General features: G+C 34.2%; 24 protein-coding genes and 1 riboswitch. Of the genes, 6 read left to right on the forward strand and 18 right to left on the reverse strand.

Annotated elements, in window-relative coordinates; translation table 11 throughout:
• Positions 1 to 27: 27 nt before the first annotated feature.
• The 9 genes from ACWNT5_RS15950 to ACWNT5_RS15990 all read right to left on the reverse strand — a co-directional run bounded on the left by ACWNT5_RS15950 (position 28) and on the right by ACWNT5_RS15990 (position 9,600).
• Positions 28 to 1,182 (reverse strand): serine hydrolase domain-containing protein, encoded by a 1,155-nt coding sequence (locus ACWNT5_RS15950; RefSeq protein WP_456517896.1) that lies wholly within the window; start codon positions 1,180 to 1,182, stop codon positions 28 to 30.
• The gene (locus ACWNT5_RS15955; RefSeq protein WP_299607187.1) at positions 1,179 to 1,526 is read right to left on the reverse strand and encodes a hypothetical protein; all 348 of its coding nucleotides are present in this window, start codon (positions 1,524 to 1,526) and stop codon (positions 1,179 to 1,181) included. The genes ACWNT5_RS15950 and ACWNT5_RS15955 overlap by 4 nt, the downstream gene beginning before the upstream one ends.
• Positions 1,527 to 1,532: 6 nt before the next feature.
• The gene (gene rmuC / locus ACWNT5_RS15960; protein WP_456517897.1) at positions 1,533 to 2,924 is read right to left on the reverse strand and encodes a DNA recombination protein RmuC; all 1,392 of its coding nucleotides are present in this window, start codon (positions 2,922 to 2,924) and stop codon (positions 1,533 to 1,535) included.
• A gap of 164 nt (positions 2,925 to 3,088) precedes the next feature.
• Entirely contained in the window at positions 3,089 to 3,553 is a 465-nt protein-coding gene (locus ACWNT5_RS15965) for a DUF5063 domain-containing protein (protein WP_456517898.1), read from the reverse strand.
• 52 nt (positions 3,554 to 3,605) lie between these two features.
• Positions 3,606 to 5,051, reverse strand: a complete 1,446-nt coding sequence (locus tag ACWNT5_RS15970; RefSeq protein WP_456517899.1) for an immunoglobulin domain-containing protein — start codon at positions 5,049 to 5,051, stop codon at positions 3,606 to 3,608.
• Positions 5,052 to 5,414: 363 nt separating this feature from the next.
• The gene (locus ACWNT5_RS15975) at positions 5,415 to 6,464 is read right to left on the reverse strand and encodes a hypothetical protein (protein WP_456517900.1); all 1,050 of its coding nucleotides are present in this window, start codon (positions 6,462 to 6,464) and stop codon (positions 5,415 to 5,417) included.
• Positions 6,465 to 6,612: 148 nt separating this feature from the next.
• Positions 6,613 to 7,422: an ABC transporter ATP-binding protein gene (locus ACWNT5_RS15980; protein ID WP_299607195.1), complete on the reverse strand. Its 810-nt coding sequence runs from the start codon at positions 7,420 to 7,422 to the stop codon at positions 6,613 to 6,615.
• Positions 7,423 to 7,428: 6 nt separating this feature from the next.
• Positions 7,429 to 8,460 (reverse strand): FecCD family ABC transporter permease, encoded by a 1,032-nt coding sequence (locus ACWNT5_RS15985; protein ID WP_299607197.1) that lies wholly within the window; start codon positions 8,458 to 8,460, stop codon positions 7,429 to 7,431.
• Positions 8,461 to 9,600, reverse strand: a complete 1,140-nt coding sequence (locus ACWNT5_RS15990; RefSeq protein ID WP_456517901.1) for an ABC transporter substrate-binding protein — start codon at positions 9,598 to 9,600, stop codon at positions 8,461 to 8,463.
• Positions 9,601 to 9,687: 87 nt separating this feature from the next.
• Between ACWNT5_RS15990 and ACWNT5_RS15995 the strand changes: the two genes are divergently transcribed.
• Positions 9,688 to 10,335, forward strand: coding sequence for a Dph6-related ATP pyrophosphatase (locus ACWNT5_RS15995; protein ID WP_456517902.1), 648 nt, complete (start codon positions 9,688 to 9,690; stop codon positions 10,333 to 10,335).
• Between the two features lie 11 nt (positions 10,336 to 10,346).
• On the opposite strand, the gene cobC is transcribed toward ACWNT5_RS15995, so the two are convergent.
• From cobC to ACWNT5_RS16020, 5 genes are read right to left on the reverse strand one after another with little or no spacing between them, the layout of a single operon-like run.
• Positions 10,347 to 10,865 carry an alpha-ribazole phosphatase gene (cobC, locus tag ACWNT5_RS16000; protein WP_456517903.1) on the reverse strand — a complete coding sequence of 173 codons (519 nt, stop codon included), beginning with the start codon at positions 10,863 to 10,865 and terminating at the stop codon, positions 10,347 to 10,349.
• Positions 10,847 to 11,611, reverse strand: coding sequence for an adenosylcobinamide-GDP ribazoletransferase (locus tag ACWNT5_RS16005; protein WP_456517904.1), 765 nt, complete (start codon positions 11,609 to 11,611; stop codon positions 10,847 to 10,849). Before ACWNT5_RS16005 ends, cobC begins: the two co-directional genes overlap by 19 nt.
• A 20-nt stretch (positions 11,612 to 11,631) precedes the next feature.
• Entirely contained in the window at positions 11,632 to 11,967 is a 336-nt protein-coding gene (locus ACWNT5_RS16010) for a hypothetical protein (protein WP_456517905.1), read from the reverse strand.
• Between the two features lie 4 nt (positions 11,968 to 11,971).
• Entirely contained in the window at positions 11,972 to 13,009 is a 1,038-nt protein-coding gene (gene cobT / locus ACWNT5_RS16015) for a nicotinate-nucleotide--dimethylbenzimidazole phosphoribosyltransferase (protein ID WP_456517906.1), read from the reverse strand.
• Between the two features lies 1 nt (position 13,010).
• The gene (locus ACWNT5_RS16020) at positions 13,011 to 13,514 is read right to left on the reverse strand and encodes a bifunctional adenosylcobinamide kinase/adenosylcobinamide-phosphate guanylyltransferase (protein ID WP_299607206.1); all 504 of its coding nucleotides are present in this window, start codon (positions 13,512 to 13,514) and stop codon (positions 13,011 to 13,013) included.
• An 82-nt stretch (positions 13,515 to 13,596) separates the two neighbouring features.
• A riboswitch (cobalamin riboswitch) is annotated at positions 13,597 to 13,852 on the forward strand.
• Between the two features lie 78 nt (positions 13,853 to 13,930).
• Between ACWNT5_RS16020 and ACWNT5_RS16025 the strand changes: the two genes are divergently transcribed.
• Positions 13,931 to 15,880, forward strand: coding sequence for a TonB-dependent receptor plug domain-containing protein (locus ACWNT5_RS16025; protein ID WP_456517907.1), 1,950 nt, complete (start codon positions 13,931 to 13,933; stop codon positions 15,878 to 15,880).
• 83 nt (positions 15,881 to 15,963) lie between these two features.
• On the opposite strand, the gene ACWNT5_RS16030 is transcribed toward ACWNT5_RS16025, so the two are convergent.
• A complete protein-coding gene (locus ACWNT5_RS16030) occupies positions 15,964 to 17,403 on the reverse strand; it encodes a S41 family peptidase (RefSeq protein WP_299607208.1) in 1,440 nt (479 codons plus the stop codon).
• Between the two features lie 138 nt (positions 17,404 to 17,541).
• Between ACWNT5_RS16030 and ACWNT5_RS16035 the strand changes: the two genes are divergently transcribed.
• The 4 genes from ACWNT5_RS16035 to ACWNT5_RS16050 all read left to right on the forward strand — a co-directional run bounded on the left by ACWNT5_RS16035 (position 17,542) and on the right by ACWNT5_RS16050 (position 19,762).
• A complete protein-coding gene (locus ACWNT5_RS16035) occupies positions 17,542 to 18,051 on the forward strand; it encodes an RNA polymerase sigma factor (protein WP_299607209.1) in 510 nt (169 codons plus the stop codon).
• Positions 18,038 to 18,526 (forward strand): hypothetical protein, encoded by a 489-nt coding sequence (locus tag ACWNT5_RS16040; protein ID WP_456517908.1) that lies wholly within the window; start codon positions 18,038 to 18,040, stop codon positions 18,524 to 18,526. Before ACWNT5_RS16035 ends, ACWNT5_RS16040 begins: the two co-directional genes overlap by 14 nt.
• Positions 18,527 to 18,572: 46 nt before the next feature.
• Complete coding sequence (locus ACWNT5_RS16045) at positions 18,573 to 19,106, forward strand: DUF4252 domain-containing protein (protein WP_456517909.1); 534 nt, start codon at positions 18,573 to 18,575, stop codon at positions 19,104 to 19,106.
• Positions 19,107 to 19,204: 98 nt separating this feature from the next.
• Positions 19,205 to 19,762: a DUF4252 domain-containing protein gene (locus ACWNT5_RS16050; RefSeq protein WP_299607214.1), complete on the forward strand. Its 558-nt coding sequence runs from the start codon at positions 19,205 to 19,207 to the stop codon at positions 19,760 to 19,762.
• Positions 19,763 to 19,864: 102 nt separating this feature from the next.
• Here the strand turns inward: ACWNT5_RS16050 and purB are convergent, their stop codons facing one another.
• The 3 genes from purB to ACWNT5_RS16065 all read right to left on the reverse strand — a co-directional run bounded on the left by purB (position 19,865) and on the right by ACWNT5_RS16065 (position 22,718).
• Positions 19,865 to 21,208, reverse strand: coding sequence for an adenylosuccinate lyase (gene purB / locus ACWNT5_RS16055; protein ID WP_456517910.1), 1,344 nt, complete (start codon positions 21,206 to 21,208; stop codon positions 19,865 to 19,867).
• 193 nt (positions 21,209 to 21,401) lie between these two features.
• On the reverse strand, positions 21,402 to 21,953 hold the full coding sequence (locus tag ACWNT5_RS16060) for an adenylosuccinate lyase (protein ID WP_456517911.1): 552 nt from the start codon (positions 21,951 to 21,953) through the stop codon (positions 21,402 to 21,404).
• A gap of 78 nt (positions 21,954 to 22,031) precedes the next feature.
• Complete coding sequence (locus ACWNT5_RS16065; RefSeq protein WP_456517912.1) at positions 22,032 to 22,718, reverse strand: SIR2 family NAD-dependent protein deacylase; 687 nt, start codon at positions 22,716 to 22,718, stop codon at positions 22,032 to 22,034.
• Between the last annotated feature and the right edge of the window lie 500 nt (positions 22,719 to 23,218).

Here is a 23,218-nt window from a genome sequence, read left to right on the forward strand (position 1 = left end):
TTATTACAAATATAGATGTAATTTTTTTTAAAATGATTCGTAAACTTTAGTTACAAATTCATCAATATACTTGGGTTCCAACCACCTAGTTACAATGACAAGGTTTTGTTCTTGATCGATTACTATAAAATTACCTCCGAAACCAGCGGCATAATACAGGTGTTCTGGCAATCCTTGCCAATGGCGACTTCCTTTTTTATTTAACCACCACATAAATCCGTAATTGTTATTGGCACTAGAAGGTTGTATTGCTGCTTGTATCCATTTTTTAGAAATCAATTGCTTCTCTTTCCAGATACCATTATTCATAAATAGTAATCCAAAACGTGCATGATCTAATGTATTAATAAATAAACCACCACCAGAATGACCGCCACCGCTTACAGATTGCATCTGCATACCATCTATGGTTGCCCATGAATTATCATATCCATACCATCTCCAAGTGGAAGATGCTCCAATTGGATCCATAATGTGTTTTTTAAGGATTTGGGGTAACGGCTTTCGCCAAACATTAAGTAATGAGTAGGCTAATACATTTACTCGTACATCATTGTATTCAAATACGGTTCCTGGATCATTTAATTTTCTATATTTCCAATCATCTATACCTCCAGTATTTGGAGGACGATCAGCCCAATCATATCCGCCCCATAACTGTCCAGACCAGTCTGATGATTGTGTTAATAAATGTCGCCAACTTATTTTTTTATTATGAGATCCATCAAACGTATGATCCCATACATATTTATAAGTGAGATCGTCAACAGAGCTAATTAGTTTTGCATCTATGGCTAAGCCTGCGATTGTAGAAAGGTAACTTTTCGTTACACTAAATGTCATATCTACACGATCAGTATCTCCCCACTTGGCAATAATATATCCGTTTTTTAAAATCAAACCAGCTGGCGTACCTCTCTTTTTTGTAGGTCCAAGTATTTGATGATAAGGTTCGCGCTCAAATCCTTTTAAGATGGCAATTCGCAAATCTTTAGATCCAGAATACTCATTTGCTTCTGCATAAGCGATGGCTTCATTTAGTTTAGCTGAATTTATATTAAATTCTGATGGACTTTTTTCTTCCCAATTTCCTCTTTCTGGGAAATATAGTTCTTGCGATATCCCAAGGTTAACAATAAGCCCAAAAAGAAATGTAAAGATGTGTGTGTTTTTACTTTTCATGAGTTCGAATTCTTTTGTTTGATCATTTTTTTAATGAGCAAGAATATACCCACAGCAAATAGTACACGTCCTATAAAGGAAAATATGCTAATTCCAGTAGATATATAGGAATAGCTTGTGTGTTCCCATTTTTGATAAAAAGCAAACTGTACAAATGCTATTTGTCCAATTATAACAGATAGAAATATTATGACGTTTCCAATTAAAATTAGCGTTCCGTCTATTTGGGAGCCCATTTTTAATAAATAGTAAATGCTTATGATGATAAATAGTAAGGAAGGAATAGCATATACTAAGCCCATTAATAATTGTATCATCACCTGAGTGGTATTTGAGTCTATCATTTTTAATTACATTTCGTTGTCTTCGGAAGCTCTTTTGATAATTGCTTCTGGCAATGATTTCTTAGCTTTAGCTCCCATCTTTTTTAGTTTTTCAACACTAGTGATCAAGTTACCTCTTCCTTCAACTAATTTATTCATTGCAGATGCATAGTCTTTTTTGGCATCATCAATCTTTTTACCAACTCCGGTAAGATCTTTCATAAGACCTTCGAACTTATCATAAAGCGCTCCAGCCTGTCTTGCAATTTCTATCGCATTACGTTGTTGTTTCTCGTTATTCCACATAGTATCAATAGTACGAAGAGTAGCTAGTAGGGTAGAAGGAGTAACAATAACGATATTCTTTTCAAACGCCTGATTGTATAATTTGTTATCTTCATTGATGGCGATGGCAAATGCTGGTTCAATAGGTACAAAAAGTAATACAAAATCAGGGGATTCGATATCATAAAGATCTTGATAATTTTTTTCGGCAAGTTGATCAATATGACGTTTTAAAGAGGTAATATGTTCTTTTAGATACGTATTTCTGAGAGTTTCATCATCTTCATTTACATAACGCTCATAAGCGGTCAATGTCACTTTAGAATCAATTATCATTTTTTTGTTATCAGGCAGATGAATTACCACATCTGGCAATACTCGCTGTCCTTCTGCTGTAGTAAAACTTTGTTGTACAAAATACTCTCGGTCTTTTTCTAATCCAGATTTTTCTAAAACTCGTTCTAATACTAATTCTCCCCAATTTCCTTGCATCTTACTATCACCTTTTAAGGCTTTGGTAAGATTGGTTGCCTCTTTACTCATTTGTTCGTTAAGATCTTTAAGCCCTAGTATTTGTTGGCGTAAAGCAGCATGGTAGTCGATACTTTCTTTATGTGTTTGCTCTACCTTTTTCTCGAAAGTATTTATCTTTTCCTGTAGCGGATTTAAGATGTTTTTGATGTTTTCTTTATTCTGCTCTGTAAACTTATTAGATTTCTCATCTAATATTTTGTTTGCTAGGTTTTCAAACTCTTTCGTGAATTTCTCTTGTAGTTTTTCTACTTCTCCTTTTTGTTCTTGATTTTTGAGTTGTAGGTTTTCGAATTCGGTATTACGTCTGGTGAGTTCTGTGTTTAAAAATTCTTTTTCTCTTCTAATTTCATCACGTTCTTTACCGATTTCAGAAAGCTGCTTTTCTAAGGCTTCTTTTTGAATTTGTTGCTGTTGTTTGGTAAGTTCTAACTGCTGCGTAGCTGTTTTTTTGGTTTCTTCTAGTTGTAATTGCAACTGATTGCTACGTTCGTTAAGGGCACTCTGATCGCTTTTGTTTTTAAGCGACGAAACGTATTTACCAATAAAAAAACCAATGATAATGGCAATAACTGCAACTAGCAGTAATATGTATTCTGACATGTGAATTTTATTTACCCTATGATAGAGATTTTAATTTTCAGAGACTAGTCTCTAGATAAAAAATAAGCTTATAATAACACGTTGATATTTACTCAAGTGTTATTTGATCAAAGATAAAAATTTAGGAGTAAGAAGAGATGATGAAGTATAAGTAATTATCTACATTATAATTCTTCCTCTAAATCTTTTAAGGTTTTTAAAAGATTAACAATATGCCTTTCGGAATGATTACGCATAATAAACTCAAAATACCATAAGGCATCCTGTTCGCTAGTATTTTTAAATCTCCATTGAACTTCCATCAAATCCTTGATAATATCCGATAGATCATCATTAGCATCACCTAATCCCGTATCAGGTTTTGTCATTTCAAAAGGATCTAAAATCATCTGATAGAAACCTAATTTTGGAAAATTGGATCTAATAGTATTCGATATTTTTTCGAAATTAAAATCTGGTGGATCAGGATAGTCTTTTTCATCTACTGGAGTTTTACCTGCTATGGCTAAGTACTCTTGATATAAGGAAATTAATGCTTGTTTAAGAGCAAGTTCTCCATTAGGGATGTTAAGTTTGGGAGTAGTGCCCCATTTGATTATAGGTTCTATAATGGAAATAAGATGATGCAATGTTATGGTGGTTTTATAAAATCTAAATTATAGAATTATAACCAAAACCAAACTACAATTTAAAAAAACTTACACAACCGCATGCTGCACCTATACCCAAAGGAGATGGAGCTCCGCCAGAACCAGTAATAGCTCTGGAAGCAAATGCTGAAATAGGAGAAGTACTGGTAAAAAGATAACTAAAAGTTCCATTACCATTATTGATGGTATTTACCGTATGATCTCCTAGTGTAAGTCCTGGGATACTGGCATAAGGAACATTTTGTAACCATATTTGATAATTAAATCCAACACTTGTAGCATTTCTTACTTGTAATTGGAAAGGATTCCCAGAACCATTCTGACCATCATCAAAGAAATTGATTACCATATCGGTTGTAGGAGTTCCAGTGGGTCCTGTTACTCCTGGATTTACTCTATAAGTAATTCTTCTATTGGTAATAACTGTACAAGATTTGTTGGATAAAATAACACCAACTCTACTTGTACTAACACAACCAGAGGTTGTATTCCTCGTTTCTGCATAATAACTGCCTGCTACAGATGTAGAATAGCTTGTATTGCCTGCTAATAAAAGGGTTCCTCCAGTAGCTGCATTGTACCAGTCTACAGTTTCACCTGCTCCAACAGTAGCAGTAAGTGTTCCGCTAATACCAAAACAAACCGTTTGATTGCCTCCACTTACCGGAGGATTTGGTGCTCCATTCACCACTACATCTATAGATTCTGAAATGCTATTAGAAAAGCTGTCGGTAATTGTTACCGTATACGTATATGTTCCTATGGCGGTAATACTACTTTCTGTAGGATCTTGTAAAGTAGAACTAAAAGAATATCCACCAGGCCCTGTTCCAGACCAACTAAAAGTAGCACCACTACTACCAGCACCTCCTGGATTGGCAAATAAATTTAATGTTTGCCCTACACATAAAGGTCCATTAGAAGTAGGACTTACATTTAGAGTTCCTCCATTATTATTTATATCACCAAAATCATAATCCACGCCACCACCACCGCCATTACAAGAAGCAAAAACAGAAGTTCCTATTGTGATAGTTTTGGTAGCGTTACAAGGACTGTCTTCAACTAAATTACCTCCATTAATAACTATAGAAGCATTAGCAGGAAGTGCTAAATCAGTATTGTTACTAGTCCATTCGGCTATTCCTCCTGTGTTTAATGTAATTAAAGGTGTGTCTAAACTAGAATCTGCATCTACGAACATTGTTCCAGGACCAATAGAAAGCGAATTAAAACTATTTGGAATAGTAGAATTGATAGTTACTTCAGAATTTCCAATGATAGATATATCGTTGGTGCCAGCTACCTGACCAGGATAGTTTGTAGCAGGTACCCAGGTGGTACCATTAAAAACTTCCCAGATAGCAACATTAGTCCAGTTACCATCCAAACCATTGGTTCTATAATCATTTACTGACTGGGCAGATAATTGAAATAGACTCAATAATAAAAATAGGGGTAATAAAAATCTTACCATATGATATTTACAAGTAGGCTTCTAATACTAGAACAACTAACTATTAGAAAGTCCTTTAAACATTACTAAATATTGGGTATATGGATTACTAGTAACAAGATGTGTGTTTGGTAAAAATAGAAATAAACTTTTAAAAGAGATTACGGAATTTGTGTAATAATTGTATGGTTTGTTGGTGTTTACTCTAGATTGATATATGATTAATATCAAAAAATAACTGGCTAGATGATTTTGATAGTAAAGAAATATTGATCCATAACTTCATATTGTTTTACATATAATAAAAAGGGTTCCACGATCTTGTTTCTAATAAAAATGGCTATCCTTTTTTAGAATAGCCATTTCAATTTATATGATGTGTGATTAGATCTGAACTTTAATATCTATAGTGATGGATCCATCGTTACCATCAGTACCTGTGATATTAGTAACTTTAATTACACCCTTTTTTCCGTATTGATCAGTAAATTCTAGGATATCTCCAACAGAAAGTTCAGTAGCTCTTTCAGTTGTAGCTTGGCTGATTCCATCTAAATCAGTAGCGCTTGTTACTGCATCAAAATCAATTAATGAAGTAGAAATGTAGAATTTATTAAGTTCGTCTTGTGAAACACCTGTTAATCCAGATACGTTAACTAACGGCGTACTAGCGTCATTATCGTCATCAAAAAGAGCTGGATAATCAGATGTAGAAGCCAGAGAAGCTTTTTGCGTAAATCCGTAATAATATCCAAAATCCCAAAGCGCTGCAGTTTCTTCTCCTTCGCTTATTTTATATACTTCGTTGTTATAAACCGACATAAACGTATCCGAAGAACCATCACCAAGTGGAGCTGCTAATAAAGTACTTGTAAATGATTTAATTCCGTTAGCAGTGCTAGTACCGCTTCCGGTAATTGTGATAGTACCAACGGCAGTATCCCCGATAGCATTTCTTTTAGAAATATCTCTAAAATCTCCACGTCCCGTGGTAGCCCATATGGTATATACTATGTTACTATCAGCACTTGTTGGTACAGGAAAAGGAATAGCAAATTCAAATTCATCTCCATTGTCAGAAGATAAATCTAAAGAACCATCTTTTTTATCATCTACGGTAACACCACCAACTGCGAAATTGTAAGGTTCAGCACCGAAATCTGAAACATTTTGAGTTACGTACAAACGTCTCATAGTGTTCGATGATCTGAAAGCAACTTTTACTATTGCATTATTTCCAGAAACATTTGATCCGTCGATCATTACGGTTCTGTTGTCTGTACCTGTTTCGAAAACAGAAAGTTCTCCATCAAAAGTAACAGGATCTGTAGGGTCGATAAAAATGTCATCATTGCTATCACTACTACAACTAGTAATGAATAAAGTAATTGCTGATAACATGATAAATGATTTGAGTCTAAAAATTTTGTTCATTATGTAAGGTTTTATTTTGCCTCGAAATTATCACTTTTTATGTTAAAATATGGGTGTTGGGTACTCAAAAAATCTACGTTTTTTCTGCAAGAAACACATTAAATCGTTAAAAGGATTTTAGGGATTATTACGCTTTTAAGATCTTCAATTAATGTCTTACTTTGTAACTTCCTGTTTTTTCGTCAAATAGGATAAGATCTTCTGGGAATAAAGAAGAAAATGCTCTACATTGGATAAGTTCTTTTGGTCTTCCAAATTCAAAACCATCTGTGTTCATTACGATCATTTTATCACATAACTGTATGGCAAAGTCAATCTCATGAGTCGAAAACAGTATTGTTTTCTGAGTTTCGAAGGCTAATCGTTTTAAAAGTTTCAGAATATAAGCCTTATGATATACATCTAGATGCGTAGTAGGTTCATCTAGCATGATAAATGGAGTATCTTGGGCGATTGCACGAGCGATCAATACTTTTTGTAATTGTCCGTCACTTAATTCGAAACATCTTTTATTAACCAACTTGGTAATATGGGTGACTTCAATCGCTTTTTGTATTTTTTCTATATCCTCATCCAGTAATTTTCCAACCCAATTTGTATAGGGCTGTCTGCCCAAAGCCACTAATTCTTGTACAGTGAGATTTTTTGAAGCTATTTGTTCTGTGAGTACGATGCTTAATTGCGAAGCAAGTTCTGAAGTTTTGTAGGTTCTAATTTCTTTGTCGGATAAAAAAACATCTCCTCTTAGCGCTGGTTGCACTTTAGAGAGTGTTCGTAATAATGTAGACTTACCAATACCATTGGCACCAACCAAGCCTACAAGTTCACCTTCATATAGTTTTAGATTGATATCCGCAGCAACTACTTCGAGATTATTCTTATGGCGATAACCAATAGAAAGTCCTTCCGTTTGTAAAACGATATTTTTATTTTCAGTATCTGCAGATGCTATCTCCATAAGCTGCTAAAATAACATTTTTCGTTTTCTAACTAATAACCAAATCACAACTGGAGCACCTATCAAAGAGGTGATCGCATTGATTGGTAAGGTGTATTCGGTTCCTGGTAACTGAGAAACTGTATCACAAATTAACATAATCATGCTTCCTATTAATATGACTGCTGGTATTAATGTTTTATGATCCGAAGTATGAAATAGTTGTCTGGTAAGGTGTGGTACTGCCAATCCGATAAATGCAATCGGTCCTGCAAAGGCTGTAATGCTTCCTGCTAACAAACCTGTAGCCAAAATAATCAAAAAACGACTTTTTTTAATATTTAGTCCAAGACTACGAGCGTAATTTTCTCCCAAAAGTAATGTGTTTAGTGATTTGATTGAGAAAATTGCCAGTATCATCCCGATAAAAACAATTCCAGAAAATATGATAACATCTGTCCAGGATAAATTTCCTAAACTTCCGAATCCCCAAAAAATAAATCGCTGTAACTGTTCAGCAGGCGCGAAATAAGAAAGTACACTTACAATGGCAGCTGTAATACTACCAAACATTAATCCGATGATGAGAATAGCCATAGTATCTTTTACTCTAATAGAAACGAGCATTACCAGAAATAGTACTAAAACACTTCCTAAACTTGCTGCTGCTACTAACCCCCAATTAGAAACCAAGAATAATGCAGTACTTCCGCCGATAAGAGCGCTTCCTAAAATCAACAATGCTACACCAAGACTTGCTCCAGAACTTATTCCTAGTACAAATGGACCTGCCAGCGGATTTCTAAATAAGGTTTGCATTAATAATCCCGAAACACCTAATCCACTTCCTACGATAACCGCAGTAATAGCCTTTGGTAGTCTATAATCAATTATAATATGCTTCCACGATTCTTTTTCTACAGTGCCTCCAACTAAACTTTTTAAAGTATCTACCCATGGGATTAGAACAGATCCAAGACTAATGTTTGTGATAAAACATAACAATAGTATGATAGTTATGATGAGAAAAACTGCTTTATATGATTTATTTGGGGTCAATTAGTTTAGTTTTTCAAAAAAATAAGGTTCGTAATCTTTTAATAATTCTGGATGTGCTATTTGGATAATATCTTTTAGAATCAAATCAGGTCGCATAGGTCCTAATTCATAATATATCAATCCACCTTTGGATCCAGTTTTTAAAGTAGAAGAATATACGGTTTTATTTTTAAAAGCTTCAAAAAAAGTATATCGATTGTTCTTTTCTTCTAGTTCTTTTAAGGATTTAGAAGATCCAGAACCTATCCATAGTTCTGCGTTTTGCGCTTTTTCTAAAACACTTTCAAAATTCAGTGCGATACTTCCTGTTTTTTTCGTGTCTTTCCACAAGTAATTGGTATTCGCATCTTTTAAGAATTGGGCGACATAACTGTTTCCTCCAGGAACATGCCATACGTCTTTAAACATATTTCCTGATAATACTGTAGGAGTTTGTTTTGTATTTTTTGCCAGCGCAACAGCTTTGGTATAGTCTTGTTCTATCTTGTTAAAAATACTATCAGCTTCTTTTTCTCTATTATAAAAAGCAGCTACAAACTTTATCCATTCTGCTCGTCCTAAAGGATGTTGCTCCATCCAAGAACCATTCATTACAACCGGGATTCCTGTTTTTTCCAGTAAATCATACGTTTTGGTATCTCCAGTAGCAGAATATCCTATGATTATTTCGGGTGCTAGTTCTAAAGTTAGCTCTGTATTTAAATGACCATTATTTCCTAGTTCTAAGATAGATCCATTGTCTATTAAAGCACGAGTTTTTTCTGATGATATATAGTCACAATGTGGAAAGCCGATTAGTTTGTTTTCGAGGTGTAAATACTCTAACATCGGAATATCTGTAGTAGAGGTAACTACGGTTTTTTCTACTGGAATCTTTATGTAAGATACTTTTCCTTTTACATCAGGTTTTTCAGTTCCTTTTGGATACAAAATATAGGTAAATCCATTTTTTGCATCAGGCCAAGGAGATGTAATTTTAATTTCTTTATAGGTGTCCTTGTTTTCTATGGTAAATCCAGTAGCGTAGGAGACTTGTTGAGGAACAAGTTCTGGTGCAACAGTAGAAGTGATTTCTTTTTTTTCTTCTTTACACGAAACAAAAAAAAGGCATGGTATTAAGAGAAAACAAAATTTATTCATGTGAATTTAAATATTTTTCAAACTTCGAAATATTTTTTGAAAACCTGCTAAGAATTACCGTTAATTTGTACAACTTAATTTTTAGATATGTCTTTTTTATGTTCCTGGAGTGGGGGAAAGGATAGTTGTTATGCGATGCATATGGCGATAAAAGATGGGTATTCTCCATCTGTTTTATTAAATGTATTGAATGAGTATGGTGATCGATCTCGTTCTCATGGAATTCCAAAAGAGATTCTAAAAGCGCAAGCTAATGCGATGAGCCTTCCAATTCATTTTTTTGAAAGTAGTTGGGGTGATTATGAGCGTCTGTACATTGAAAATTTACAATCATTGGCCAAAAAATATGGTTTGCAATCTGCTATTTTTGGTGATATTGATATCGAATCGCATCGTCAATGGGAAGAAAAAGTATCGAATGCAGCAAACATAAAAGCGATATTACCCATTTGGCAACAGCCCAGAAAACAATTGGTTTTGGATATGATAGCGTATGGTATCGAAGCGATCATTGTTTCTTGTAATAATGATCTGGGTTCTGATTATTTAGGAAGAGCGATTGATAAAGAACTTATTCAGGATTTAGAATCTTTGGGGGTTGACGCTTGTGGAGAAAATGGAGAATATCATACCCTGGTTGTTAATGCACCACTTTTTGAGGAAAAGTTAAATGTACAGGTTGTAGAAAAAGAAACTTCTTCTAATTACAATTTTGCCAAGTTGGAGTTGGTATAAATTGATACTGATTAAATTTTTACAACTTCTCCGTATTCTAATTTTATACTAAAAGAATCTTTTAAGGCTATTTTTTGCAGATAAGAAAGTAATGCTCTGATAGGCCCCGCATGAGATACAATGACTATTTTTTCATCTATATTAGAAGGTAGGTTTTTATAAAAGTCTAGAATTCTTTGTTGGAGCATCACATATGATTCTCCGTTGGGAACAGGAACATTTACAAAATCTTCCATCCATGGATTCAGCTCTTTTTTCGAGATATCATCCCAAGCTTTTAATTCCCATTCGCCAAAATCTAATTCTTGTAGTCTCATATCAAATATGATAGGAAGATCAAAACTTTCCGCAAGTAGTTTACATCTTTTTAGCGGACTGCTGTAGACTTTTGTAATTTCTTTTAGCGGGAGTTTGGTATGAATTTCGGATACTTCAGCGTCAAAACTATCAGTAACATCCAGATCACTTTGTCCATAGCAGATTCCTTTCTCTATGATTGGGGTTGTATGTCTTACCAGATATATTTCCATAATGCGATAACACTTAGATAAAAAATCACTTCACTCAATTGTTGTACCGCGCCAGCACAGTCTCCTGTTTGGCCTCCGATCCATTTTTTAAATTTAGCAGCTAGAAACATTTTAGAAAAATACATAGGTATAATCGCTAAACCTATTAATGGATTAAAGAAAAATACGAGCGGAAGGATTCCAAACAATGCACTAATGAGTAACATCGATAAGCTCATGCTCTTAGCAGCAGGTTTTGCTTTGCTGTCTTCCGTATCTCTAACATAAGGATGTGTGTAAATCAAAGTAGTGGCTATAAAACGACTTAAACTATGACCAGAAATTAAAATTAGCGGTATATAGGATGTTTCAGTTTCTCTTAATGCAGAAAATTTAATAGCGAGAAGTAGCAAAATTCCAATAGTACCATAGGTGCCTAATCGTGAATCTTTCATGATAAGAAGGATCTTTTCTTTGGTCCAACCACCACCAAAACCATCACAAACATCAGCAAAACCATCTTCATGAAAAGCTCCCGTGGTATAAATGGTACTCGCTATAGATAATAACAAGGCAATTTCTGTAGAAAACAACAAAGAAAAACCATAGAATACAATAGCTCCAATACCACCAACAAGTATTCCTACTAAGGGGAAATACTTAGAGCTTTTCCGTAAATATTCTGGATCATGATTTACCCATTTTGGGCACGGAATTCGAGTGAAAAACATCAGAGCTGTGAAAAATATATGGATTTCTTTCTTCATGAAATGACTCTTAGGTTTTGTTACGAATTGATTGCTGTTGTTATATTTTCAGAAAAGTACTTCCAAAAAGGAATAAAAGCCGAAATACATAAGACTATTGCTAGCAGTATTCCTATGATCCCTATTTTATGTTTTTTTATAGTAGCAATAATACCAAGATATATACTTAATAAAGAAAGGCTAACCATTACAATTTTGAATAATCTGGTAAACGAAACAAGATCATCAATAAAAATAAATCGAATTTGTTTTCCTGAGATAATGCCATAATGTATTTCATGCATTTTTACATGGTATTTATATACAAAGAAAAAACCAACCAAAGCAACAAGTATGGATAGAATACCTTTTTTCACTTTGTTAAGATTCTGAAGTGTTTACAGATGCTTCTTCGAAGCTAGCCATGTTGTTTAGAAAAGCGATGGCAGAAGTTATTATTGGGTACGCTACAGCAGCTCCCGTTCCTTCTCCCAATCGCATGCCAAGATGAATTAGTGGTTTTTTTTCTAGAAAGTTTAGCATTTTCTGATGACCTTGCTCATTAGAAGTGTGTGCGAAAATACAGTAATCTAATACATTTTCATACATGGCATTAGCAGCCAATAATGCAGCTGTAACGATGAATCCATCTATAAGAGTAGTCATTTTTAATTCTGCAGCTCTAAGAATAGCACCTGTTATCATTGCAATTTCAAAACCTCCAAAAGTAGCCAATGCTTCATTTGCTGATGCTGGTTTATATTTTTGAAAAACTGATTGTAGAACAGCTTGTTTTTTCTTTTTAGCATCTCCCTGAATTCCTGTTCCGGCTCCTACACATTCTTCAATGGATATTTTTGTAAAATAAGACATGAGTAATGCTGCGGCAGAAGAGTTTCCGATTCCCATTTCACCAAATCCGATAATATTACATCCATCATTATAAACCTCGGTTACCAAAGAAGCTCCCGTTTGTATAGCCTTGCAACATTCATCGCGAAACATTGCAGGTTCGTTCTCGTAATTATTAGTGCCATATGCAATTTTAGCATCAATTAGCCCTTCGATTTGATCAAAGTCATGGTTTACGCCAGCATCTACAATTTTAAGATCAATATGATGTTGATTACAAAACGCATTGATAGCAGCACCTCCATGTAAGAAGTTGTATACCATTTGTTGTGTTACCACCTGTGGATAGGGATTTACTTCTCCTTTTTCTGCAATACCATGATCTCCGGCAAAAACCAAAATTGTTGGTTTATTAAGGCTGGGGACACTAGTTTGTTGGATAAGCCCTATTTGCAATGCAATTTTTTCAAGAATACCTAATGAACCTACTGGTTTGGTTTTAAGATTAATCTTATGTTGAATCTTGTTTTCTAAGGACTTATCTAGAGGTGTTATGGTAAAATTCATGTTATTTTATTTTTACAGGTATGCCAGAAACCATTAAAATGGCGTGATCAGCATGTTTGGCAATATGTTGATTCATCCAACCCTGAAGTTCTGTGAATTTTCTTCCTATTTCTGTTGTTGCATGAACTCCCATTCCTATTTCATTAGAAATGATTATAATATTCGCTTCTATAGTAGTGAGTTTATTAAATTCTTTTTTTGCTTGTTCAAGGGATATTTCGATGTCATTTTTGGTATCTACAAAGAAATTGGTAAGCCATAGAGTTACACAATCAATAACTACAGTAGTATTTTTATGAATCACTTTAGAGAGTTCTTTTTCCTCTTCAACAGAGGTCCAAGCATCACTTCGATCCGCAATATGTCGATCGATTCGTTTTCTATGATCACCATCCCAAACTCTGGAAGTTGCTATGTAAACTGGTTTTTTGGAAAGTTCTAATGCTAGATTTTGTGCATAGCTACTTTTTCCAGAACGTTCTCCACCAGTGATGTAATACAACATTTTTTAAGGCTTTAGAGTGCGCAAAGATACTAGTATTATCAATTTATTTGTTAAAGTGGATGCAATTTCAGAGAAATATAATACATTCGCGCAGAATTTTGGTTTTGATACGCTTTACTAGCGTAGAGAATTAAAAGGGAATCAGGTGCATATGTTTGGAAATCATTATGTTGAATTCTAAATGAATAAATCCTGAGCTGTTCCCGCAACTGTGAGCTTAGTCCGCCAAAGGTGGATGCTTGTTGTTAGTTCTTTTAACCACTGTTCCGATAAACTCGGAATGGGAAGGTAGACAACAAGACGCGAGCCAGGAGACCTGCCAGAATTCGATATGTCAAACTTTCGGGATAGAGGTTTTGGTATGGGTAAACTACATACTTTTTTCCGGTAATTGTAAACAATAAGTCATTTAGGAAATGAACAAAAAAGTGTTTTTTGGGGCTGCACTCGTATTCATGGCATCCCAGGTTGTATCTGCACAACAAACAACAGAAGAAGAAGTAAATGAATTAGAGGAGGTTGTCATCTCTGATTCAAAATTTAATCTAAAAAGAGAACAGAGTGGTAAGGTAATTACTAAGATTGGTTCTAAAGAATTACAGCGTAGTCAAGGACAATCAGTAGCAACTGTTTTGAATAGAGTTGCAGGGGTTTTTATCAATGGTAGTAATAATGCGGCTGGAGAACCATTAGGGGTTTCTATTCGTGGAGGTCGTAATCGACAGGTAGTGATTAGAGTGGATGGTGTTACTGTAAGTGATCCTACCTCTTCTGCAGGAGATTTTGATCTACGATTATTATCTACTAATCAAATAGAATCTATTGAGATTCTAAAAGGAGCTTCGAGTACTTTATATGGATCCGGAGCAGCAACAGCAGTAATTAATATTACTACAAAATCAGAAAGTAAAGATGCAATTGCCGCACAATTTTCTTCTACTATTGGTACCAATCAATCACAAGATGATCAGGATTATGATATTAATGAGTTTGTAAACTTTGCGTCTGTTAACGGAACGATTGGTAAAGTAAGTTATTTAGGTAGCTTATCTCATCAATCTACAGATGGTTTGTCAGCTGCCGAAAATCCTTTAGAATCGACTACTGGAGAAACATTTGAAAGCGATCCTTATAATAAGTTTAACGTATATGCAAAACTTGGGTATCAATGGAATAAGAACTTTAGATTTCATTTTTTTGGAAATCTAGATCAGTATAAAACGGATTTCGATGGTGGGGCTGGTTTAGATGCTGATAACCAGTTTACCAGTAGACAATTAAGAGGAGGAAGTTTTTGGGAAGCCAAGTACCCTAATGGTAGTTTTACTTTTGTAGATAGCTATGCGTTGGTGGATAGAGAGTTTATCTCTGGTTTTCCATCTAGATACGAAGGTAAAATCTATACCTTCGATGCTTATAATAAATATAATTTTAAGAACACATTATATACGGTTATTGGAGCCAATGGTTCTTACAGTGATTTTAATTTGTTTAGCATTCCTTTTGGAAGTACAGATTTCGAACAAACGATAAATGACAATGAAGCAGATTTTGATATTATCGATCCTTATATCAACTTAGTGTATGTTTCTAAGTTTGGTTTAAACGTGAATGCGGGAGCACGATTAAATATCCATAGCACCTACGGAAATCATTTGGTATATAACATAAACCCATCATTTACCTATACGTTCGGAGGAAATTATATCAAGGGATTAGCGTCTTATAGTACTGCATATATTACACCTTCCTTGTTTCAATTATATGATACAGCTTTCTTTAGTGGAAATCCAGATTTAGAACCGGAAGAGAGTACTACATTAGAAGGAGGAATCGAATTTTCTCACCAGAAAAAGGCTACGATTAGTGTAGTATATTTTGATAGAACATCCGAAAACTTCATCACTTTTGACCCTAATACTTTTGTAAATTTTAATTCACCAGAAGATATAGAAGTTAATGGAATCGAAGTGGAAGCTAGCGCATTGTTATTAGACGATAAATTATCAATAAATGCTAACTATACCTATACTAATATTGATAAATTAGAAAATAATATTAGGATACCAGAAAACACTTTACAAGCAACTGTAGGATATCAGCTATCTACTAAATCGTTTACATCTTTAAGCTATCAACTAAATAGTAAACGAAATGATACTTTCTTTAATCCAGTGACATTTACTTCGGATCCAGTAGAACTAGATGGTTACGGAATTTTAGATTTTTATATCAGCCATCAGTTAATGGATAATTTAAGTATCTATGCAGCGATGAATAATATTACCAATGAAGAATATCAGGAGATTTTTGGATTTAGTACGAGAGGTAGAAATGCCAGAATAGGTTTTAATCTTACTTTTTAAGAAAAGACATTATATTATTTAAACTAAAAAACTCAAGTCGCTAAGACTTGAGTTTTTTAGTTTTTATATGGAGACAAATATATTTACTCCTTCGTATTGTTGTCTATGGTTTTATACATTCTCTGATAGTTTGGAAGTGTCATTTTACTTTCTCCAATGGTTTCTAGCGTTAGACTCTTAGCATTCGTACTAATTCTGTTACCTAGAATATTATCAATAGCAGCTTTTAATAGCGGTTCGTTTGGATCTCCCAAAGTACCTAAATTAGAAAAGTCTTCGGCAAGTTCGATTTCAGGAGTAAATCCTCCAAAATAATCTGTAAAACCTACAGAGTTTAATGATCTTAGGACTAGCGGTTGCATAGCGTAGGTATGGCCTGGATTGGCACCATTACGACCAAAATTATCAGAATCATATAAAGTAATCGATGCCTGAAATTTACCTCTTGTTGTTGTCCCTACTTGTATTACATTAATATAAGGATCTAATCCATTAATTAATAATTCGCTGGCAGAAGCAGAGCTTCTACTTGTTAATACGTATAATCTAGTTAAGTTTAAGCTGTTAATTCCAGCTCCTGTTCTTATGGTATTGTCAAATAGATTTGTTCCTCCAAATTGTGGTTGTCTATCTTCGTTCCATTCTTCTGTAGAAAATACTTGACCACTAAATTGACCGGTTATCATACTTGCTAGATCGATTGCTGAGGTTACAGAACCACCACCATTATATCGCAAGTCTAATATTAGATCTGTTACATTATCCGCAGCTAATTGTCCAAAAGCATTATTTAATTGCTCATCAAAATCTCCGGTAAATCCATTATACATGAGATAACCTACTGGGTTTCCACCAACATCAATAGTAGTTGAGATCAATACTGGATTTTCTGTGTACTGCACTTTTGTTAAAGAAACAGAAGTGCCAGTTGGTGTTACATTATCTCCATCAAAAGTCGCTAAACCAATAGTATAGGTGTCTGGATTTAGTAAAGCACTAAAATTTTGATCTGTGATTTGTGTACCGTCTATAGTATTAAAAACATCTCCTCTTTGTACACCTTTGGCTTCAGCATCTGTTCCTGGTAATACGTAACGAACATATCCAAACACATTAGAAGCATCATTTGGGTAACGTACCAGACCAAATTCCATTCCGTTATTTCTAGTAATACCATCAAAAGCCTGTTCGAGTGCTACAAAATCATCTACTAAAAAACTAAATTCGTCTACATCAACTCCACTAGCAGGATCTACTTCTTGCGTTCTAAGCGCTGCAAAAATAGCTTCAGGAGAAGAAAATCCTCCTAAAAAATCTGAATATTCCTGGTTCGAAGAAAATCGATCATTCGCTAAATCATCTACATCTGCTTTATATAAATAGAAAGTATTCATGCCTTTCCAGATAAAATCATTAATTTCTACAACACCTGCCAGACCTGGAACATCATCATTATCATCAAAACAACTAGTAAGTATACTTCCGAATAGAAGCATTACGATCACATACTTTAAAATTTTCATATACTTTTTTTATTTATATAACCCTAAAAATAGGGACTTTATTATAATTTTAAAAAATTGTGTAACAAATTATAGAGGTAGTCGTCTCCCTAATATAAAGCTAACATAGAAAGCTTTGTAACCACCAACCAACGAAATATGAAGGAAAGAGCATTTATAACGCTTACTAATGGTTTTAAAGACAAGCTGTATAGGTTGGCTAAAAGATTGTTGGTGAGTAATGAAGAGGCAGAAGATGCTACGCAAGAAATTTTATTAAAGCTATGGCGAAACAAATCTAAAATGGCTGAATATAAAAATGTAGAAGCATTTGCCATGACGATGACCAAAAACTATTGCTATGATAAATTAAAAGCAAAAGAAACTGGGAATTTAAAAATTGTTCATAGCAATTATAAAGATGAAAGACCTTCGTTGCAAAGAGAAGTAGAAGCTAAGGATAGTTTGGAGTGGGTCGGTAGAATCATGGATGGTTTACCAGAACAACAACGAATGATCGTGCAACTAAGAGATATAGAACAATATGATAACGCAGAAATTGCAGAAATGATGGAAATGAACGAAACTGCAGTTCGTGTAGCCTTATCAAGAGCAAGAAAAACAATACGACAAGAATTATTAAAAAAACACAATTATGGAGTTGTCTAACATAGAAAAATTACTGGAAAAGTATTTTGAAGGAGAAACGACCCTTTCTGAAGAAAAAGAATTAAAGGTTTATTTTACCGGAGAAAGTGTGCCGTCGCATTTGGAGAGATACAAGGATTTGTTTCAGTTTTTTTCTGATGAAAGCCAAGTAACTGCAAGTTCAGAGGTAAGTTTAAAAACCAATTCGTCCAAAGTTCCATGGTATACCTGGATAGGAGTAGCTGCATCAATAGCTTTAATTGTGGGGCTATTTATAAAAGATATTCCTGCGGGAGCCGATCACGAAGGTGTGTATGGTACTTATGATGATCCAGAGATTGCATTACAGAAAACCAAAGAGGCCCTCGATTTGGTTGCCCGTTTAATGAATGAGGGTAAAAAGGAATTAGTGTACCTGAATGAGTTTGACAATGCCAAAAAAGGTCTGGTGTATATCAATGAGTTCGAAAACACTAAAAATAAATTAATAAAATAAACACGAATACTATTTCCCGATAGGGAGTCTTAAAATTGAATTAATTATGAAAAAGTTTGCAATAATATTAGTAGCAGCATTAGTACCATATTTCTCTATTGCACAAAGCAATTTTGATAAGTACGAAGATATGAACGATGTATCCTCGATAGTGGTAACAAGTAAAATGTTTAAATTGTTAAGTAAGATTGATCTAGAAAGCAATGATCCGGAAATTAAAGATTATGCAAATCTGGTAAAGAACATTAAGAATATTAAGGTTTTTGTTACAGAGAAGAACGAAATTGGTCAGAAAATGAAAGCCGATGTACAAAAGTATCTTAGTAGTACTTCATTAGATGAATTAATGCGTTTTAAGAGTGATGGAAAAAATGTAAAGTTCTATTCTAAGCCCGGTAAGAATGATAATTTCGTTACAGAACTCTTCATGTTTATGGAAGGTATGGAAAACGATGGAGGTCCTAATACAGTAGTAATGACCATTACAGGGGATATAGATCTTAGACAAGTTTCTAAAATCGCAGATCATTTAAATGTTCCAGGAGGAGAAGAGCTTAAAAAGGTAAATAAGAAAAATTAAACTTATACAGTTAGTTTATGTTACACAAGCTTCTTTAGATACGATTATCTAAAGAAGCTTATCATCAATCAATCAATCAACCATTAAAACCAAATAAAATGAAAAATATTAGTAAGCTTATTCTTGTAGTTTGCGGATTACTATACATTAGTTGTGGTAATGACCAATCATTACAAAAGTATTTTATCGATCATCAAGGAGATAAGGACTTTGTTGCTGTAGATTTAGCGACCAGCCTATTGGATGCCAGAACGAGAAAGGTAAATCTTTCTGATGACGAAAGAGCAGCATTAGAGAGTATTAAGAAGGTTAATTTTTTAGCGCTACCGATCAAAGAAGATAAAAGCGAAACCAAAACCAGGTTTGAAGAAGAAAAAACTAAGATCAATTCGATTTTAGATGCTGAAAAATATGAAACACTTATGAGATTTGGTTCTAATGGAACAAAAGCGGTATTAAAGTTTGAAGGAGAAGAGGATAATATCGATGAAATGATTGTATTCGCATCTAATAAAGAACGCGGTTTAGCGCTGGTAAGAGTGTTGGGAGATGATATGAAACCAGCAAATATTGCTAAACTAATGAATGCAATTGATAAAGGAGATGTAGATATAGGTGCTATTAAAGATATTATAGGAGAGGTTAATATTAACTAATCGTATAGTTTTTAAGATATAAAAAAAGCTTTGACGTATCGTCAAAGCTTTTTTCTTTTTTATACTAATGTAAGTTTTTGTTTGAAAACTTATGATCCTCAATTATATTCCAGTATAATTAGCTGGAGTTATCACTTTTAATTCGGATTTAATATCGTCTGAAACTTCTAGTGTTTCAATAAAGTTTGCAATAGAGTTTTGATTGATAGCTTCATTGGTTCTGGTTAATCCTTTTAAAGCCTCGTAAGGATTAGGATATCCTTCTCTTCTTAAAATGGTCTGTATAGCTTCTGCCACAACAGCCCAATTGTTTTCGAGATCTTGAGCAAACTTTTCTTCGTTTAATAATAACTTGTTCAATCCTTTTAACGTAGCCTGAAAAGCAATTAAGGTATGTCCAAAAGGAACTCCTACATTTCTTAGTACGGTACTGTCCGTTAAGTCGCGTTGTAGTCTACTTACTGGTAGTTTAGATGCTAGATGCTCAAACAATGCATTAGCAATACCAATATTACCTTCGCTGTTTTCAAAATCTATAGGATTTACTTTGTGCGGCATCGCAGAAGATCCTACTTCGCCTTTTTTGATTTTTTGCTTAAAGTAATCCATAGAAACATAAGTCCATACATCTCTATCCAAATCCAGGATAATTGTATTGATACGCTTAAGTCCATCAAACAATGCTGCCATATGGTCGTAGTGCTCGATCTGAGTTGTTGGAAAAGAATGATGTAATCCTAGTTTCTCCTGTACAAAACGAGTACCAAATTCTTTCCAATCGATAGCTGGGTACGCTACTTTATGGGCATTGTAGTTTCCGGTAGCACCACCAAATTTAGCGGCACTCGGTATATCGTTTAACAAATCAAACTGCGCTTCTAATCGAGTAACATATACCTGAAATTCTTTTCCTAATCGGGTAGGAGAAGCTGGTTGTCCATGTGTTCTGGCAAGCATGGATACATCAGACCACTCTTCTACTAATGATTTTAGTTTTGCTACTAATTCTAAGTAATGAGGAATGTATACATCTCCAATAGCTTCTTTTATACTTAATGGTATCGCAGTATTGTTAATATCTTGAGATGTTAGTCCAAAGTGGATAAACTCCTTGTATTCTTGTAAACCTAGCTGATCGAATTTTTCTTTAATAAAATATTCAACAGCTTTTACATCATGATTGGTTACCTTTTCAATATCTTTTATAGCCTGAGCATCTTCTGTAGAAAAGGCTGTATAAATGGCTCTTAATTTTTCAAAAACCGAAGTGTCTATACCCTTTAATTGTGGTAATGGTATTTCGCATAAAGCGATAAAATATTCGATTTCTACCAGTACACGATATTTTATTAAAGCTTCTTCACTAAAATAAGCGCTTAATGATTGTGTTTTAGAAGCATAACGACCATCGATAGGTGATATAGCTTGTAATGGAGTTAAAGACATGACTTTGTTTTTTTGAAAGCTGCAAAGATAATTGATTTCGTGAGTAATTACGATGTAACCAGTTGGATTTTTTTGGTTTTGAAATTAGTTGTTAGCAATTAGCTGTTAATGGTTAATGATTAATGGTTTTTGTCCAATTCCTGAAACCTAAGACCTCATACCTCATACCTAACACCAACAACCATTAACTAAACTACAACTTTTTCAGAATCATCCGGGATCTGGCTTTGTAAGCAGCGCTACCTTGATGGTAATTATTTTCTAGGGTCACTTTTAATTCTGGATGTACCCAATCAAATTCAGTACCCAATAGATATAGACTAGTCATCGAATACGCTTTGGCGGCTACTTTTTGATCAGAAATCAACCAATCAAAACAAGCTTCTGTTATTTTTTCTCGATAAGGTGTGGTTAATGATTCTTGAACAATAGGATTTTTTTCTTTGTAATACGCAATAATGAGGTATTCACAAATTTTTGCCATAGGTCGCACTGCCGGATGTTGGTGTACTTTTGGCAATATTTCGGTAAAACTATCTAGATAAGGGAGTATAGCATCTAATCTTTTCTTACATAAAAATTCTAATCCCCAGGATGCTCTACAAGAAATTTCGTCATCCACCTGATGACAAATCGCCAATAGCTGCGGTAACAATTCCGGATTGTCCAAAATAAGATTGGCAAAATAGTTTCGCTGTTCTCTGGAGTGATTGGTCTTTCTTATGTTTTCCTCTAAATCGATCATTAGATTTTTGAGTTTTCCTATATAGAAGGAGGTGATTTATGATAATATTTACTTAGAACGGTTGATCGCATTATATGATTAGTTAAAATTTTGTACAAGTTCTTCTACAACTTTAGGAACTCCTACAGTTGCTTTTTCTGCTAAAATCGTAAGATTTTCGTTGGGTGCTATAGCTGGTTTTGGGTCTATAAAATAAATAGGAGTACCAGCAGGTGCATATTGTAATAAGCTTGCCGCAGGGTATACTTGCATAGAAGTACCTATAATCATAAGAATATCTGCTTGTTCTGTAATGTCAATCGCCTTTTCTAGCATCGGGACTTCCTCTCCAAACCATACGATATGAGGGCGTAGTTGAGAATTATGTTCACAAAGATCTCCTAGATGCAGATCGTTTTTCCAATCTAACACCAGGTTTTCATCAAATTGACTACGTACTTTTAATAATTCGCCATGCAGGTGTACTACATTGCTGCTTCCAGCACGTTCATGGAGATCATCTACATTTTGTGTTACAATAGTTACCTGATGTGTTTTTTCTAGAGCTACTAAAGCTTCGTGTGCCGGATTAGGCACTACGCTATGCAGTTGACTACGTCTTTTATTATAGAAATCTAGTACTAATGCAGGATTATTACTCCATCCAATAGGAGAGGCAACTTCCATGATGTCATGACCTTCCCACAATCCGTTTGCATCTCTAAAGGTGTTAATACCACTCTCGGCACTGATTCCTGCACCGGTAAGAACAACAACTTTCTTCATTCGTGATTTGTTTTTCTAAAACTATTTAAAATATTTGAATCCTTCTTTATGATCTCTTATTATTTTAAAATTAAATGATAGTGGATGGTTGATGGTTGATTTTCCTTGCGAACTGAGGTGTCACATTGAGCTTGTCGAAATGCTCTTGAACTTTGATAATGTATGATGACATCTCCCTTGATTCTTCTTCAAAGAGGAAAGTTAAAAATACATTGGATTTTTAGTTTCTTAATGTCTCATAATGAATAATATTACTGTAGTATGGAGCTGGATATTTATGACAATATCGTTCTGCGGTATCAAAAAAATGTAAAATATGGTATAAATACTTGTAAACTTTAATTTTTTTAGGTCATATATACTAAGGTATCTCTTTTTTGCGTTTAGAGATTCTAAACCCCCAAAACCGACGATATGCAAATTATTTCGATCAAAGATTTCTCCTTAATCCCTGATATCCTTAGGATTCCGTATTAATATTGCGGTTTTACCGTAACCAA

This window comes from Aquimarina sp. 433, from assembly GCF_054054605.1.

What these genes read in the sequence shown, in the direction of transcription:
- ACWNT5_RS15950 (WP_456517896.1), bottom strand. Translation starts at nt 1,182, where the DNA reads ATGAAAAGTAAAAACACACACATCTTTACATTTCTTTTTGGGCTTATT.
- ACWNT5_RS15955 (WP_299607187.1), bottom strand. Translation starts at nt 1,526, where the DNA reads ATGATAGACTCAAATACCACTCAGGTGATGATACAATTATTAATGGGC.
- rmuC (WP_456517897.1), bottom strand. Translation starts at nt 2,924, where the DNA reads ATGTCAGAATACATATTACTGCTAGTTGCAGTTATTGCCATTATCATT.
- ACWNT5_RS15970 (WP_456517899.1), bottom strand. Translation starts at nt 5,051, where the DNA reads ATGGTAAGATTTTTATTACCCCTATTTTTATTATTGAGTCTATTTCAA.
- ACWNT5_RS15975 (WP_456517900.1), bottom strand. Translation starts at nt 6,464, where the DNA reads ATGAACAAAATTTTTAGACTCAAATCATTTATCATGTTATCAGCAATT.
- ACWNT5_RS15980 (WP_299607195.1), bottom strand. Translation starts at nt 7,422, where the DNA reads ATGGAGATAGCATCTGCAGATACTGAAAATAAAAATATCGTTTTACAA.
- ACWNT5_RS15990 (WP_456517901.1), bottom strand. Translation starts at nt 9,600, where the DNA reads ATGAATAAATTTTGTTTTCTCTTAATACCATGCCTTTTTTTTGTTTCG.
- ACWNT5_RS15995 (WP_456517902.1), top strand. Translation starts at nt 9,688, where the DNA reads ATGTCTTTTTTATGTTCCTGGAGTGGGGGAAAGGATAGTTGTTATGCG.
- cobC (WP_456517903.1), bottom strand. Translation starts at nt 10,865, where the DNA reads ATGGAAATATATCTGGTAAGACATACAACCCCAATCATAGAGAAAGGA.
- ACWNT5_RS16005 (WP_456517904.1), bottom strand. Translation starts at nt 11,611, where the DNA reads ATGAAGAAAGAAATCCATATATTTTTCACAGCTCTGATGTTTTTCACT.
- cobT (WP_456517906.1), bottom strand. Translation starts at nt 13,009, where the DNA reads ATGAATTTTACCATAACACCTCTAGATAAGTCCTTAGAAAACAAGATT.
- ACWNT5_RS16020 (WP_299607206.1), bottom strand. Translation starts at nt 13,514, where the DNA reads ATGTTGTATTACATCACTGGTGGAGAACGTTCTGGAAAAAGTAGCTAT.
- ACWNT5_RS16025 (WP_456517907.1), top strand. Translation starts at nt 13,931, where the DNA reads ATGAACAAAAAAGTGTTTTTTGGGGCTGCACTCGTATTCATGGCATCC.
- ACWNT5_RS16030 (WP_299607208.1), bottom strand. Translation starts at nt 17,403, where the DNA reads ATGAAAATTTTAAAGTATGTGATCGTAATGCTTCTATTCGGAAGTATA.
- ACWNT5_RS16035 (WP_299607209.1), top strand. Translation starts at nt 17,542, where the DNA reads ATGAAGGAAAGAGCATTTATAACGCTTACTAATGGTTTTAAAGACAAG.
- ACWNT5_RS16040 (WP_456517908.1), top strand. Translation starts at nt 18,038, where the DNA reads ATGGAGTTGTCTAACATAGAAAAATTACTGGAAAAGTATTTTGAAGGA.
- ACWNT5_RS16045 (WP_456517909.1), top strand. Translation starts at nt 18,573, where the DNA reads ATGAAAAAGTTTGCAATAATATTAGTAGCAGCATTAGTACCATATTTC.
- ACWNT5_RS16050 (WP_299607214.1), top strand. Translation starts at nt 19,205, where the DNA reads ATGAAAAATATTAGTAAGCTTATTCTTGTAGTTTGCGGATTACTATAC.
- purB (WP_456517910.1), bottom strand. Translation starts at nt 21,208, where the DNA reads ATGTCTTTAACTCCATTACAAGCTATATCACCTATCGATGGTCGTTAT.
- ACWNT5_RS16060 (WP_456517911.1), bottom strand. Translation starts at nt 21,953, where the DNA reads ATGATCGATTTAGAGGAAAACATAAGAAAGACCAATCACTCCAGAGAA.
- ACWNT5_RS16065 (WP_456517912.1), bottom strand. Translation starts at nt 22,718, where the DNA reads ATGAAGAAAGTTGTTGTTCTTACCGGTGCAGGAATCAGTGCCGAGAGT.